Raw genomic sequence first — 15,796 nt, forward strand, 5'->3', positions numbered from 1 at the left:
ATTCTGTCAACTATCAACTGTTCGTAGTGCGGTTCGTAGTGCGGACTTCAGTCCGCATAATGCGGACTGAAGTCCGCACTACGAACAACCGACAAACTTCGCAGCCGATTAATAGCCGCCGCCAATTCAAAGCGACGAAACATAGCAAAATCCCCCTCAGGAAAAGACGATAAAATATCCATTCCCTCGGCGTCAATATCTGCCATCACCAAATCGATAATTTCCGACAAAGTGCGCTTCCCGTCCATGTACTGCCCCTTAGCATAAACCATTGCCGAGGCGATCGCCCGCAACTGTCCCCTGTCCACAATTTGCTCGACAGCGCCCAAATCAATCTCCTCAGTTCCGAAAGCCAATTCATCAACATCCCGCACCTTCACCCGCACATCTCGCCGTCCCCGACTCGGATCTAAACTAGCAGGAACCGGGACTCTTTGAGTGATTTCACCAAAATTTTCTCCCCCTTCAGCAGCGCGGCTGGTCGCATAATTATTTGCTATTTCTTTAGCTTTTTCTGTCACATTATATGCTTCAAAATTATCCATTGAAATCACAGTATCCGCCACATCAAAATAATCGCCGCTTCCCCCCATCACTAAAATAGTCGATACGCCATAATCTGCATACAACTGTTTCACTTTATCGATAAACGGCGTAATCGGTTCCTTATCCTTAGCAATCAAAGCCTGCATTCTGCGATCGCGAATCATAAAATTAGTCGCCGCCGTATCCTCATCCACCAACAAAACAGGTACTAAATCCCCTTCACAATCCGCGACTAATTGACTCTCCATCACAAAAGATCGAGATTCCCCCCTCTTCCCTGAAAACCCATCCGTTAAATCCCGTACATTGCTCGTCGCCGAACTTCCTTCTTCACTAGAAATCCATCCGTTAAATCCGTTAAATCCGCTACAGAATCCGTTGCCGAACTTCCTTCTCCCAACTTCCAAAGCCTCAATAATATTAGCAGCTTGCGACGTACTGCCGCTCGCATTTGCAGTAGAAAATTGCTTAGTATCTCTACCTTGCGGCAAATGATTGATAAAAGGAGAAATATCCACCGACGCCACACTTCTGCCATCTTCCGCCCGAATTTTCACCGCCGCCGGACTTGTCACCACAAATTCCCTACCATCACCCGGAATTCGGTTGTAAACTCCCAACTCAATCGCCCTGAGTAAAGTTGATTTGCCGTGATAGCCACCGCCCACAATCAAAGTAATCCCAGCGGGAATTCCCATACCGGAAATCAAACCGCGATTCGGACAATTAAACTCAACCTTTAACGACGGGGGCGACACAAAAGCCACAGCATCATTTAACAGAGAACGGTTGTCAACACCGCTGCGGCGGGGTAAAATAGAACCGTCAGCAACAAACGCAACTAATCCATTTTCAGCTAACTGCTGCCGCAGCCAATCAGCATCTTCTACAGTTTCAACATGACGGCGACATTCCGCAGCATTTAAGCTAGAATATTTCAGAGCTTGGCTGACAATTCGCGGGATATCTTCGCACAGCATTTCAGCAGCTTGTTGCCCTAAAATACTGCGCCCGCCCGCCGGAAGTCCGACGGAAAATCGGATTTCAACTCCTCCTAAATCTCCGAGATATGATGCAGTTGAGTCTAGGATAAATGCCGAAGTTCGTTCTAAAACTTCTTGTCCGAAGCGAGTCACTGCGATCGTACCGCTTTTGCCGCTACCGCGCCTGCTGCTGGTGCTATATGCTGCTTTGTCAAACTGGCGAGTTAGGTAATCTCGCAGGGCTATTTCTCGACTGCGAGATTGGAAAAGTTCGCGGGGAATTCCAGCAATGTTTGGCGGAACTTTGACTCTAAATTTACTGGGAGATGCAAATGGATCTCCTTGAACGTAATCAATTATTAATGTGAATTCTGAAAAATCATAGCTACCTTGAATATCTTTGTAGGCTTTGTAGCTTCGATTGTCTAGTTGCAGTAAATGCTGTCGCAGGTTTTCTTTGTTGTTACTCATTCAAAATAAGTCAGTTGACAGTTGACAGTTGGTAGGGGCGGTGCCCCCGTGCCCGCCCTCTTCGTTAACAGTTGACAGTCAATAACCGATTACCAATAACCAATAACCAATAACCAATAACCAATAACCAATAACCAATAACCAATAACCAATAACTAATAACTAAGGACTAATATCCAATAGTTTAGCTGCGGCATTGACAACGATTTGGGCAGAACCGGCGAAAAAAGGTCGATCGATATTTGCGAGTGTATCGGTAGACTGGTGGTAGTGGGGCGATCGCAAATTTGCAGTATCCGTCACCAACACAGCACCAACTCCTTTATACCAGAAAGGCGCGTGGTCACTACGCAAAACATCGGGAGTCAGCAGCCCTTTCAGGGGAACCGGCAACGTCATCACCGGTGGTAAATCAGCTTGTGGCGACTCCGCAAAAGTGCCCAACAGCAGCGGATGTTCCGCATCCCCAATCACAGCAATAAACTCGCCCTTATCGGGAGAAGTCACCCCCGCTGCATCTAGAAAAGGTTGCGGTTTCAATCCTTCGGGATATCGCTGACATCCAGCCGTGCGGCAGGCATAACCGATCATATCCAGGACGATCGCACCCTGCAAATTTTTTAACCGCGCCGCGCTACCCGCAAATGCTAAACTGCCTAAAAGTCCGATTTCTTCCCGATCGAAAAATGCCACTTGCAATGTCCGAGGCGTAGGACGAGAACCCAGCAATCTTGCTACTTCTAAAACTGCCGCAACTCCTGTTGCATTGTCGTCAGCCCCAGGAGATTGTGGTACAGTATCGTAGTGTGCTCCAATTAAAATTGCACCAGCCTTTGAATCAGTACCTTTTCTCTCGGCGAAGACATTAATTCCGCGATCGAACTCCTGCAATTTTGGTGAAAAACCGAAGGTTTTCAGTTGTTGGGAAATGTAATCTCTCGTAAAAGAGCGAGCTCGTTCTCCCTCGCGTTCTCCTGCTAAAGTTTCGACGTGTTTCCACAACCGGGACGAGTCAACTTGCGGCTGACTGACTGCATTTTTTTCAGCAGGAGACTGGTTTTGGGAAGTGTGGATAGTGCGATCGATCGAAACTTCCGGTACAGCCGTTTTCGGCTGCCACGAATTAGAACCCCAACCCACAACTGCCACCGCAACCAGAATAAATAGCGCTATCGAAATCAATTGTTTCATCAGTAAGTCTATTTGATATTTTAGACTATTATCTTTGTGATTTTACTTGACACTATCGTCAAAAATAACCCTGTTTCCAAAAATGAAACTCAAAGTTTTTAACATTTTTTCTAGTAGCGCTATCCTCAAAGATCGTATTGTATAACTAGCTCTTAGGTACGTAGTTGCGCTTCAGCGCTCTTTAGACATATATATTAAAGAGGGCTAAAGCCCAACAACGTACCTGCTTCACTGTAGTTCTGTAATTCCTGTTACTTGCTTCAGAAAATTCACGACGAACTCAAATACTAATTTACATTCGCAACTCACAACTCAAAACTACTTTTTCTCCCACTCTATCTCCTTATTTCCCAAAATTAACCCGCTACTGGTAGGGAAAGCATAAGGAATAGTTTTTGCGGAAAAATCAACAATTTGAGTTTGTTGTTGAAACCACTCCGAGTAACTGGGATTGAGTAACTCGTACAGTGCTTTTAAATCTTGGATTTCTGCCTCTAGCTGCGCTGCTGCTTGATTAATTTTGCGAGCTTGTGCTTGCAAGCGCTTTTCCCCGGTTTGAACGTGGTTTTCTACTTCTTTCCAGTGTTCTCCCGCCAGCAATTTATCTAGTTCACCTTGTTTGTAATTGAGTAAAGCCTGTTTTGCTTCCAGTTGCTTTTCAATAATTTTAGTCTCTCGGTCAATTTCCTGGATTTGCTGCAACCACTGCTCCCCAAAAGCAGCATTTTGCTGGTGGAACTCGGCAAGGGCCTCAGGAGTATTATTCTTGGGAAAACTGACTGTCACTCGGCACTCTGAGCGCTGTAGGCAAAGTTTTTCCCGCGCCTCTTGCAGGGAGGCAACTTCTGCTTGCAGCGCGCGGACTTCTGTTTGGAGTTCTGGGATCGTCTGACTCATTGGTTCAATTCGTGGATCTCTGCATCGATCTTAAGCTAATTGTTTATTTTTCTAACAAATCTCCGCCGCCTATGAGCGGGAATTTTCTAATTTTAGCGCGATCCCAGCCGATGTCTAGGCATAATGGCGGATAGTTTGTGGCACAATGGCCGATGACAGATCTTAAATTAAGATTAAAATTATAATTAGTTACAAAGATAAATTCTTATTTTTGAGCTCTTCAATTTACTAAAGCAACATAAATTCAGGTGCTATTCTTTCTGTAATTCCTCAACATATGCTCAAAGTATTTAGATTTCTTGAGACAGGAAGACATCTTTTTAAAATCAGGAACTGGAGCAAATGAAAATTACGTATCAATTCATTTTGGCATCTTTGACTGCTGCTACTTTTGGTGTTGAATGTAGCATTAATTCAATAAAATTGTCGGCAAGTATAGGGGATATAACCGACAATCGCGGTGTGGAAGCAATTTTGGTGGAGCCTGAGAGACTTAGCTCTTTGGGAGCGTCATATCGCCCCACTACTTCGGCAACAGCCGACTTATTTGTAGATAATTTATCCCAAAGAGAAGCTGTACATTTACCAAGCGACAACTTTATACATTCTCCGCAAAATTCCGAAAATAAACGTAGTTTTGGTCGGGAAACAATCTGTTCTTTTTTGGCTTTTATTTCTATAGTAATCTCGTTATTAATCAGGACGAACACAGCAACTATCTTATCTAAGGCGAGCGGGAAATCTCACTCTGAAACAGAGAAAGAAAAGCTACCAGAAGCAAAAAAAGTGTTGCGTCAAAAAAAAGAACAAGATATCGGGGATACTATTGCCAAAATGACCCAAGATTTGCAGCAAACTGCGGAATACGCCCTGGATATTTGCGAGGAAATGAGCGTCTCGATCGTTGCTACAACTCCCGGCGGTCATATCCTGTCGTCTAACCAAGCTACCTGTCAACTTTTAGGATACTCTAAAAAAGAGTTGTTAGGCAAACAAATAGCTGGACTTTTCAAACAAACTGAATCACCGGCAGCCGGATTAGAATCAGCAACATTAACAGCCCAAGGTTCTGTCCGCAACGTCGAAAAAGTCTACCTTTCCAAACAGGGTAAAAAAATAATTGTACTGCTTTCAATTTCAACTATTCGCGACGGCAAAGGTGAAGTGAGCGGCAAGTTGTATGTAGCACAAGATATTACCGATAGCAAGCGGGCTGAAAGAGATTTGCGGCGCAGTGAAAAAAAGTTTCGGCAACTGGTAGAAACTGTTAATGCTGCTGCATTTATCTATCAGCGCCGACAGTTGCGCTATGTCAATTCTCAGACAGAAGCTTTAACTGGATATACTCGCGAAGAATTGCTAGGATTGGATTTATACGATTTTATTCATCCAGATTTTCGATCGACAGTTAAACAATGGGGTAAATCCCGCCATCCGCGAGACAGTGCAGGCTCAAAATATGAAGTGAGAATTATCACGAAAACTGGAGAAACTCGCTGGATAGAAGCCACTGTTGATATTATCAAATATGAGAGAAAAGCGTCAATATTAGTCACAGCTTTTGACATTAGCGATCGCAAATTAGCAGAGTTAGAACTAGAAACATCTCTTTCTTTGCTTCAAGCAACCATTGAATCTACTGCTGACGGAATTCTGGCGGTGGACGGTAGCGGAAAAGTTGTCAGCTTTAACCGCAAGTTTGCTCAAATGTGGCAGTTGCCAGATTTTCTGCTAGATTCGAGAGATAGCAACCAAATTTTGGGGTATGGAATTAACCAGTTAAAATACCCGGAAATCTTTCTCAGCCGTGCTAAAGAATTGTCTGATATCCCCGCAGCAGAAAGTTTCGATGTCATCGAGTTTCAAGATGGCAGAATTGTCGAACGCTACTCGCTACCGCAGCATACTGGAGGCAAAATTACTGGTCGAGTGTTCAGCTTTCGGGATGTAACGGAACGCTGGCAATCTGAAGAAAAACTCCGCAAAAGTGAAGAACGCTTTCACCTGCTGACACGGGCAACAAATGATGCGGTTTGGGATTTTAATGTGTCAAGAAATGAGTATTGGTTGAGCGAAGAGTTTGAAAAAGTTTTTGGATACAAACTCAACGAAACTCAGACGATAGAATTAGAATTGTGGTGGCTGAATGTTCATCCCGAAGAACGGGAAAGAGTGAAGTCTAGCTTCAACGAAACAATGAACTCAGACGCTCAATGTTGGTCGGAGGAATACAGCTTTCGCCGCGCAGATGGGGGATATGTTTTTGTGCTCGATCGCGGTTACATTATCCGCAATGCTAGCGGCCAAGCAGTGCGGGCGATTGGCACTATGATGGATATCACTCAGCGCAGGCAAGCTGAAGAAATTATTCGCTATCAAGCTGTTTATGACCAACTCACAGGTTTACCGAACCGGATACTGTTTAACGATCGCCTGTTGGCTTCATTAAAACAAGCTAAAAAAAATGAAAAAATGCTCGCTGTGATGTTTTTAGACTTGGACAGGTTCAAAAAGATTAATGATACACTAGGTCACGCTGCGGGCGATCGCCTGTTAGAAGGTTTTGCCGGACGCATCAGCGACACTTTGCGATCGACGGATACGGTAGCCCGCTGGGGAGGCGATGAATTTACTGTACTGCTTCCCGAAATCAATTGCTTAGAAGATGCGATTAAAACAGCTCAAAGAATACTCGACAATTTAAAACCAGCATTTAAACTAGAACAACAGGCGTTTCACATCAGTAGCAGCATCGGCATTGCCCTTTATCCCAACGACGGCGAAGATGCCGAAACTTTAGTCAAAAATGCCGATGCTGCTTTGTACCGCGCTAAGGAAAGGGGAAGAAATAATTATCAATTATACACTGCAACACTTAATCCCGAAGGCAGCCAGTTGCTAAATATAGAAAACAGGTTGCACGAGGCTTTAGAACAGGGAGAATTTGAGGTTTTTTACCAGCCAAAAGTCAACATCACTACTTGGAAAATCCAGGGGATGGAGGCCCTGCTGCGCTGGAAACATCCAGAATTAGGTTTAGTTTCTCCGGCAACATTTATTCCGATAGCCGAAGAGAACGGATTAATTGTCCCTATTGGCGAATGGGTGCTGCAAACTGCCTGCACTCAAAATAAAGCTTGGCAGGATGCTTTGCAACCAGATTTGCGGGTAGCGGTCAACTTTTCGGCGCGGCAGTTTCAGCAATTTAATTTAGTGCAAATGGTGGCGAATTGTTTGGAAAGAACTGGTTTAGCACCGAAGTATTTAGAGTTAGAAATCACGGAGACTACAGCTATGCAAGATGTGGATTATACCACAAAAGTTCTGAGGGAGTTGCAGGCTATGGGAGTGCAGATTGCGCTGGACGATTTCGGTACTGGTTATTGTTCTCTAAATTATCTCAAAAAGTTTCCGTTGAATATCTTGAAAATAGACAAATCTTTTGTCAGCGAACTGACGACTGATCCGTGCGAACGGGCGATCGCAAATGCTGTAGCAACTCTGGGGCGAGATTTGAATTTGAGCGTGGTAGCTGAGGGAGTAGAAACTAAAGAACAGTTGGATTGTTTGCGATCGCTCCACTGTCACGAAATTCAGGGTCACTATTTTAGCAAGGCGCTCTCGGCTGGGGATGCGAGCAAACTGTTGGTAAATTGTCTGTTGAGGAAAGTGAGAATTGCATGACATTTGTCAGTTGACAGTTGTAGGGGCGATGCCCCCGTGCTCGCCCTCCTAGTTGACAGTTGGGAAGTTGGGAATTCGATCGCCCGCGCCACATAAAATTAACTGGTTATCAGGTGCTGGCGCTGGTTTAGGTACGTAGTTGCGCTTCAGCGCTCTTTACGTAAATATAAATAATAGCGCCCAAGCGCAACTACATACCTTGAATTGAGAGTAAAGGGCGATCGGGATTTGCTCTCACCACTTGTAGGGAAACCCTACTGCTGTGTCGTTGGAGGTGGGCGATCGATCGCCCGATCGACTTAAAACTTAAAATAGTGTGCAGAATAACGGATTTGTGCCAAAAGACAGACGAAAATATCGCTACCCCAACATAAATGCTTTGTCTATGCAGCCAATTCGCACATTTAACGTTTCCCCGTCTCTGCCGGCAATTCTCGAACCCCTACGCAAACTTGCCTACAACTTGCACTGGGACTGGAACGTTGATACCAAAGACCTTTTCCGCCGGCTCGATCGAGATCTCTGGGATTCCAGCAATCAAAACCCGGTGCTGATGCTCGGAACCATTTCTCAAGAGCGACTGCAAGAAATGGCAGAAGATGAAGGCTTCATTGCTCAAATGAACCGAGCAGCCCAGCAGCTAGACGATTATCTCAAAAATCGGGCCTGGTACCGCAAACAGCGCGGCACCGATCGCCAGGAATGCTACGCTTACTTTTCGATGGAATTCGGCTTAGTTAAAGCCCTACCCATCTATTCCGGCGGTTTGGGCGTGCTCGCGGGCGACCACCTCAAATCTGCTAGCGACTTGGGCTTGCCCTTAGCTGGTGTCGGACTCCTCTACCAAGAAGGCTATTTCTCGCAGTATCTCAACGCCGACGGCTGGCAGCAAGAACGCTATCCGCTGAACGATTTCTACAATATGCCGCTGCACCTAGAACGCAATCCCGACGGTTCGGAATTGCGGATTGAGGTGGACTATCCGGGGCGCAAGGTATACGCCCGGATTTGGCGGGTACAGGTGGGCACGGTGCCCCTGTACCTAATGGATACAAATATTGAACCTAACAGCCGCTACGACCAAGATATTACCGACCAACTGTACGGCGGTGACAAAACTCTGCGGATGCACCAAGAAATCATGTTGGGCATCGGCGGGGTGAAAATGCTCAAGGCTTTGGGCTTGACAGTTACGGCTTATCACATGAATGAAGGCCACGCGGCTTTCATGGCTTTGGAACGCATACGGATGCTGATGGAGGAACATCACCTGAGTTTCATAGAAGCGGAACAGGTGGTGATTTCCAGCAGTATGTTTACGACTCACACGCCTGTGCCTGCTGGGTTTGACTTGTTCGAGCCGGATATGGTGATGCACTATCTGGGTCAGTATCCCAAGATGTTTGGCTTGTCGCAAGATGAGTTCCTGGGGTTGGGCCGGGAGGATACTAAAGATTTGTCTGGGCCTCTGAATATGGCAATTTTGGCAATTAAAATGTCGAGTTTTGTCAACGGGGTGGCGGCTTTGCACGGTGTCGTGTCGCGCCCGATGTTCCAAGGGTTATGGCCGGGTTTGCCTGAGGAAGAGGTGCCGATTACTTCGATTACGAACGGGGTTCACGCTCGCAGTTGTGTGGCGAAGTCTACTCAGGAGTTGTACGATCGCTATCTTGGCCCGGATTGGGAAATGACTCGCAAGGACGATCGACTGTGGGATCGGATGTCATCGATTCCTGATGAGGAATTGTGGCGGAATCACGAACGCTGTCGATCGGAGTTGGTAGTATTTGCACGGGAATGGTTGCAAAAGACTCTGCGCGAGCGCGGGGCGGCTCAAACGGAAATTGAGCACGCGCGCGAGGCTCTCGATCCGAAGGTGCTGACGATCGGGTTTGCACGCCGTTTTGCTACTTACAAGCGGGCGACGCTGTTTTTGCGCGATGTCGATCGAATTATGCGGATCATGCGGGACAAAAACCGCCCCGTGCAGTTTGTGATTGCTGGGAAAGCTCACCCGATGGATATTCCGGGTAAGGAATTGATTCGGGATATCGTTCACTTTATCCGCGAGCACGAAACCATCAATTCGATGGTGTTTCTGCCGAATTACGACATTAACGTCGCTCGGATGATGGTGTCCGGTTGCGATGTGTGGCTGAATACGCCGCGCCGTCCCCGTGAGGCTTCTGGTACTTCCGGGATGAAAGCTTCGATGAATGGTTTGCCAAACCTCAGCATTCTTGACGGTTGGTGGGATGAGGCGGATTATGTTCGCACTGGTTGGCCGATCGGACATGGCGAGTTTTACGAAGATACTAAGTATCAGGATGAAGTCGAGGCGAATGCTTTGTACGACTTGATGGAAAAGGAAGTTGTACCGCTGTTTTACAACCGGGATTCTGATGGTATTCCCCGCGGTTGGACGGCGAAAATGAAGGATTCTATTGCTTTGAACTGTCCTTTCTTCAATACTGCTCGGATGGTGAAGGATTACGCGCGGCGGGCTTATTTCCCCGTGAGCGATCGCTATCACACCATGACTTCCGACGGATGCGCTCCGGCGAAGGAGTTGTCTCAATGGAAGAAACACGTCCTCGGGAAGTGGCAGAACATTAAGATTGAGGCTGTTGATATTTCCCAGGATAAGGAAGTTAAGGTCAATCAGTCGATCGCTGTTAAATCTCGCATCAATCTGATGGGATTGACACCTGCGGATGTGCAAGTTGAACTGTATCAAGGTTCGGTTGATGCTAACGGAGATATTGTCGGCGGCGTGCCGATGGTAATGGAGTATTTGGGTGAAGATCCTAATAATGCCAGTCTTTATACGGCTGACATTACTTATACTTCTAGCGGTTTGCAAGGTTTGTCGCTGCGGGTTTTGCCGAAGCACGACAATCTCAGCAGTCCCTATGAAGTTGGTGTGATTCTCTGGGCACATTAAACAGTTGACAGTTGACAGTTGACAGTTGACAGTTCGGGCGGCGCCCCCGTGCCCGCCCTCTTAGTTGAGTGTTGACTGTTGACTGTTGGCAGGAGAATAAAGGAAGATTTTTCTAATTCTTCCCCTCTCCCCCGGGAGCATCTGTGTTTTGCAAAAATCATTTTTTATTAGACCTCTTGCATAAGTCTTCGATTGATACATAAACCGCAGATGTCAGACAGATAAACACAGATAAACGCAGATGATTTTAGGGTGTCTTCCGATTTTTGCAAGAGGTCTATTGTAGTGCGAGCGTCCCCGCTCGCGTGTGTGTAAATCACGCGAGCGGGGACAGCACTGTAAATGCAAAACACAGATGCTCCCTCTCCCCCTCTCCCTTTCTCCATTTTTATCAAAGTTGCGGAATGACTATGTAGCCTGTGGTGCGATCGCCCAAAACCAAATTGCGATCGATTCCCCAGTACCACCAGTGAGCGCCGATATAAGCGCACAGCAAGGCATCTAGCTGGTCTTCTAAGGCTTTGAGAGTTGCAACACTGGTGGGGATTTCGGGGAGCTTGGAACCACCGCTCACAGGCAAGATTCCTGTGCTACAAGACAGATTTAGAGAAGGTTCGAGGCTGGGTAAAATATCGATAATATACTGGCAGAGTTTCATCAATTCTAATTGACGCTCTGCCAGTTTTCCTTTTTTGTATTTGATGATTCTATCTAATTTAAATAAGTTGATTGTGGCTGGATGGGGAAAGACTTCTATTTGATATCTTCCTAATTTCTTAGCTTCAATAGTTGGTGAGTGGACAAATCCTCGGGCTTCCAAACAAAGGCCGAATTCGACGGTTTTTTGGGCGAAGGGCCTCGAAAGGTTGGCGGGATAGCAGCCTGCGTGGTAGCGCCCGAAATGTTTGTGGGTGAGTTTGTCAGCCTCGCGCATTCCCGTTGGATTGGTGATGATTGTGGGGGCGTCTACGGCGATGATGGCTGGTTCGGTTGACCCGATTTGCCGATCGATCCAGGTGAGGATGTCGTTGAGGGATTGTTGGCGATCGCACTCGATGAATTGTAATTGGTTATTTTCCCAATTTAAGCAGCACAAACCGCTGGCGCCTGAACTCCAACCTAAATCGATGCCGATAAATTTCATAATATTTTTAAATTAGTCCTGGACGCGCGCTGAGATTAGAAACCCGGTTTCCTCGTATATTTTTCGTTCCTGTCCGCAAAATCTCATAGAAACCGGGTTTCTGACCCCCATCTGTCAGCCGTGATAATTATACATAAAAATCTAGCTGCGGATTAGGATACAGCGGTGCCGTTTCCCTACAGATGCTTGTGTGCGAGAGATAATTGCACTATCAAAAATATGATACAATGATAGATATAAAATTGGATAGGAGAAATATAGTATGTTGGCAGAAACAGAAAAACGCTACTATACTCCCGAAGAATATTTAGCTTTAGACGAAGCTGCGGAATACAAAAGCGAATATCTAGATGGAGAGATATTACCGATGACTGGTGGAACAGCTAATCACAATAAAATTGCTGGGAATTTATACAAAAGATTTCCCTTGACTGTAAGCGGGCAAAATTACGAGATTTTTATCAATGATATGCGGTTGTGGATACCGCGTTATCGTCTGTACACTTATCCAGATGTGATGGTGATTCAGGGTGAACCGGTTTACCATGGAAACAACACCACGACTGTGACAAATCCGTTGCTAATTGTTGAGGTTTTGTCGAAATCTACTAAAGATTATGACAGAGGGGAGAAGTTTCTTTATTATCGATCGATTCCTGAACTTCGGGAATATATTTTAATTGACCAATACAAATATCATGTCGAACAATTGACTAAGACGGCTAATGATAAATGGCTCTTTACTGAGTATGAGTCAGAAGATTCTGTATTAGCAATGGACTCGGTTGAGTTCCAAATTAGCTTGACGGATATTTACGATCGCATAAATTTTGAAGTCGCAGCAGAATAGACTTGTTGCACAATCGTTTGGCAGCAAGGATTTCAGCCATCAGTCTGCTGAATTCGGGCGATCGCACGAACCGCACTCAACTCTTCTCCTGCTTCTCATCGGATGGCGCGGGCTGTTGTTTCATTTCCTTTTGATATTCTCTGGCTGCTTGTTCCAAAATGAATGCTGACAAGCTGCTGACTGAACGGCGTTCTCGATCTGCCCACTCTTCAAGGATGTCATGGATTCCATCAGCCAAATAAGTGGTTAAGCGTTTGGTCATCAGAGGCTCAGTATTTTCATGTCTAGGGCGATCGTCATTGTGCTGTATCTGTGCTCTTTTGTCGAGTCTGCGTCATTTACTACACATATATACGGTGTTTAAGTGGTATACTCTTAGAGAGTCAAAAGCCAGCGCTGAACTTCCTACGGCCCGCGCTGGCTTATGGCTCCCAAATAAGCAAGGAGACAATCTCTATGGTAAGACCTGGAAGCGACGAGAGCGAATATAGTCGCGGCTATCAACAAGCTTTGAATGATTTTGGCGTGACGCAACTGCTGTCACGCATCCGCTGCTACTCGGATGACGATTTTGATGCCAATCGCGCGCGCATGACTCAGCCAGAGCTCGAAAGCTTTGCGGTGTTTCTGATTCTGCGTGTCGGGGCGAATCTGAACGGAAGTGCCATCGCCCGTTATCTCAACACTCTCAGAAAAGCCAATTCTCCGACAATTGCCGATCGCGCCTACCAACTCAACTCAAATGCGCGATCGAAAACATCGGAAGAGTCAGATCGCATTTCTTGGGCGATCGTCCGAATTTTACCGAATGCTGAGCATTATACGATCGCCCGTTTTGTGAACCGCCAAGATGCGGACGATCGGCGGCGGGCGTTGTGTCGGTTTATTCCGGGGGGTGTGTTTGAGGTTGTGTGGGAGTGCGATCGGGCTTAATCAATTGTAAATTTCTTTCTCCCTCCCCTGATTCATGGGGAGGAGTGAAGTTAATCGTCTACGAACCAGTGCAGGAGGTAATCATTGAATGGAAAGAATAGAGCAGTACCGCCAATTTATCCGCCAGTTGCTAACCACTCATGCCACAGTCGATCCAAATTCAGATTTGAATGTTGAATGTCAGTTGGTGTTCGACACAGAACAAGATCATTACCAAATTTTAGACGTTGGCTGGGAGGGATACAAGCGGATTTATAACTGTTTCATTCACTTAGATATCAAGGATGGTAAAATCTGGATTCAACGCAATATGACAGAAGCTGATTTAGGACAAGAATTAGTTGAGATGGGAGTACCCAAAGAGGATATTATTTTAGGGTTGCATCCACCTTACAAGCGTCCATATACTGGCTATGGAGTTGCTTAGTAAATGTGTAAGGTTCCCCAGAAAAACCTGTTGAAATCGAAACAATCAATGTGTGACGCAACCTAAAAGTTGATTTAACTGTCTAACGATTAGCATCGAGACAATTTTGGCATCCCATCACCCCCCCGACTTTATTTAGAAGGTTTAGAATATCCAGGACTTAAAATTAACAATTGATCGCCGGATTGACTTTGTTGAATCGCCATCACTAGCGGACGAACTTGAGGGTCTTTTTGCTTTGCTGTTGTTAAAGCAGGAAACAGATAAATCCAGTTTCCTCTCTCCAAAAGCAACCGCCAAACTCTAGGTTTTTCGGGATTATTTCTATCAGTATCTTCCTTCCTTAACAAATCATCAAATGAACTTTTATCGCCAATAAATCTATACTTTTCTAGAGTGAGTTTGTCATCAAAGATATTATTGAGTTTCCTGCCTAAAGCAATATTCTCTTGCTTGGCGACTAAAGTAACTACAGGTAAAGTCGAAGCTTCGCCCGCATCGCGTCCGGCATCGGCAATACCTTTGTCGCGAGCAAACCCAAACAAAACCACCAATACCAAACTGACAATAATAATTTCGTCAACGAGCGATCGCAATAATTTTATTGAGTTTAATCGATTCAGATTAAATTGTTCCCAAGACTTTAAAATCCGGTAAATCGACTTGAATCTTCTGCCGTAAAGATAGGACAGCCACCATGTAATTGTTCGATTAATTTTAGTGGCAACTGTCTTCTGGATACTGTTAACTAGCCACAAAATCATATAAATTGCTAGGATTGTTAACAGAAGAGCGATCGCACTTTTAACAATGGTCGATCCATCAGCAAAAAATACCTGAAGTGGCACGATAAAAAATGATTGTACTGGTAAATCGAGGGTCATTAGATTGATCTGGAAGTAGGAAAAATAAGACCAGCGATAAATCCAGCCCGTAAAAAACAAAGCGATACTAAATAACCCAACAACACTAGCAAATTTGCTTAAAATGTTGGATTCGGGAGTAGGTTGAGGAGAATTAGCCACGGAATCACCTTGAAAAATGTGAACTACCATTATATAATACTAACGGGTTTGGGGTTTATCCTTCAAGGGGTTTAGAGGAAATATGAAGCGGAAAATACTTTCATTTCTAGTTGTAGCACTTATTATAGTAACGGCGGGTATGGCAGCACAAGTTAATGCGGCTAGTCAAGGTATCCAGAAACACAATTTGCAATTGGTACAAGCACAGGCTAATACTAGCAAGCCCATATCCATAGAGTTGCCGACAGATGCAAAAATTTTAATGAATAAGAGCAAAGAAGAACTAAGCGGTCAAGTTGTGAAGATTGATGATAAGTCCCAGGAATTATCCATCCAGCGAGGAAAGGAAAAGATATCGCGTCCCTTCAGTCAAATTAATAAAGTGGTGTTTTCTGACGATCCCAAAGATCGTAAAAGTAGTCAAAATATGCCTCTGAAGGGCGACGTTACTTCAATGAAAGGTCGTCCAGAGACTTGGCCCGATATTCCCATGAACGCTTTTCGCTTGGTAAATCCGAATAATGGTCAAGCAGAGGTAAACTTAGGGGGGAGCATCCCGGTTATGTAAATATCGGGGCGTTGCTGAGTTAGAGTATGAATAGGAGGAATAATTTATGCAATGCCCTGAATGTAAATCAACCCATATCCGTAAAAACGGCAAGAAGAAAGGAAAACAAAATCACATTTGTGTCCAATGCAGT

Annotated in this window: 12 protein-coding genes and 1 pseudogene; 7 read left to right on the forward strand and 6 right to left on the reverse strand. The window is 45.3% G+C overall.

Annotated elements, in window-relative coordinates; all coding sequences use genetic code 11:
- Positions 1-47: 47 nt before the first annotated feature.
- From QZ938_RS04400 to QZ938_RS04410, 3 genes are all read right to left on the reverse strand, one after another.
- Positions 48-2,000: an ABC-ATPase domain-containing protein gene (locus tag QZ938_RS04400; RefSeq protein WP_293349637.1), complete on the reverse strand. Its 1,953-nt coding sequence runs from the start codon at positions 1,998-2,000 to the stop codon at positions 48-50.
- Between the two features lie 162 nt (positions 2,001-2,162).
- A complete protein-coding gene (locus QZ938_RS04405) occupies positions 2,163-3,191 on the reverse strand; it encodes a M20/M25/M40 family metallo-hydrolase (RefSeq protein WP_293349640.1) in 1,029 nt (342 codons plus the stop codon).
- Positions 3,192-3,509: 318 nt separating this feature from the next.
- Positions 3,510-4,088 (reverse strand): hypothetical protein, encoded by a 579-nt coding sequence (locus QZ938_RS04410; RefSeq protein WP_293157337.1) that lies wholly within the window; start codon positions 4,086-4,088, stop codon positions 3,510-3,512.
- A gap of 342 nt (positions 4,089-4,430) precedes the next feature.
- Between QZ938_RS04410 and QZ938_RS04415 the strand changes: the two genes are divergently transcribed.
- Together QZ938_RS04415 and glgP are read left to right on the forward strand one after the other, a co-directional pair.
- Positions 4,431-7,772, forward strand: a complete 3,342-nt coding sequence (locus QZ938_RS04415; RefSeq protein ID WP_293349643.1) for an EAL domain-containing protein — start codon at positions 4,431-4,433, stop codon at positions 7,770-7,772.
- Between the two features lie 385 nt (positions 7,773-8,157).
- Positions 8,158-10,716: an alpha-glucan family phosphorylase gene (gene glgP / locus QZ938_RS04420; RefSeq protein ID WP_293349664.1), complete on the forward strand. Its 2,559-nt coding sequence runs from the start codon at positions 8,158-8,160 to the stop codon at positions 10,714-10,716.
- Positions 10,717-11,107: 391 nt separating this feature from the next.
- Here glgP and QZ938_RS04425 read toward each other — a convergent pair whose 3' ends face one another.
- Entirely contained in the window at positions 11,108-11,860 is a 753-nt protein-coding gene (locus QZ938_RS04425; protein WP_293142520.1) for a DUF429 domain-containing protein, read from the reverse strand.
- A gap of 262 nt (positions 11,861-12,122) precedes the next feature.
- Between QZ938_RS04425 and QZ938_RS04430 the strand changes: the two genes are divergently transcribed.
- Positions 12,123-12,710, forward strand: coding sequence for a Uma2 family endonuclease (locus QZ938_RS04430; protein WP_293142523.1), 588 nt, complete (start codon positions 12,123-12,125; stop codon positions 12,708-12,710).
- A gap of 76 nt (positions 12,711-12,786) precedes the next feature.
- Here QZ938_RS04430 and QZ938_RS04435 read toward each other — a convergent pair whose 3' ends face one another.
- Positions 12,787-12,972 carry a hypothetical protein gene (locus tag QZ938_RS04435; protein WP_293339088.1) on the reverse strand — a complete coding sequence of 62 codons (186 nt, stop codon included), beginning with the start codon at positions 12,970-12,972 and terminating at the stop codon, positions 12,787-12,789.
- 194 nt (positions 12,973-13,166) lie between these two features.
- On the opposite strand from QZ938_RS04435, the gene QZ938_RS04440 reads away from it, so the two are divergent.
- Together QZ938_RS04440 and QZ938_RS04445 are read left to right on the forward strand one after the other, a co-directional pair.
- Positions 13,167-13,643, forward strand: coding sequence for a hypothetical protein (locus QZ938_RS04440; protein WP_293349646.1), 477 nt, complete (start codon positions 13,167-13,169; stop codon positions 13,641-13,643).
- Positions 13,644-13,731: 88 nt separating this feature from the next.
- Entirely contained in the window at positions 13,732-14,070 is a 339-nt protein-coding gene (locus QZ938_RS04445) for a XisI protein (protein WP_293349649.1), read from the forward strand.
- A 131-nt stretch (positions 14,071-14,201) separates the two neighbouring features.
- Here the strand turns inward: QZ938_RS04445 and QZ938_RS04450 are convergent, their stop codons facing one another.
- Positions 14,202-15,125 (reverse strand): hypothetical protein, encoded by a 924-nt coding sequence (locus tag QZ938_RS04450; RefSeq protein WP_293142538.1) that lies wholly within the window; start codon positions 15,123-15,125, stop codon positions 14,202-14,204.
- A 109-nt stretch (positions 15,126-15,234) separates the two neighbouring features.
- Between QZ938_RS04450 and QZ938_RS04455 the strand changes: the two genes are divergently transcribed.
- Complete coding sequence (locus tag QZ938_RS04455; protein WP_293349652.1) at positions 15,235-15,663, forward strand: hypothetical protein; 429 nt, start codon at positions 15,235-15,237, stop codon at positions 15,661-15,663.
- Positions 15,664-15,709: 46 nt separating this feature from the next.
- Positions 15,710-15,796, forward strand: a pseudogene (locus tag QZ938_RS04460) (IS1 family transposase); the annotation flags it as partial.

The sequence above is a fragment of the Microcoleus sp. CAWBG27 genome (assembly GCF_020883145.1).
In the GTDB taxonomy this organism is placed as follows: Bacteria; Cyanobacteriota; Cyanobacteriia; order Cyanobacteriales; family Microcoleaceae; genus Microcoleus.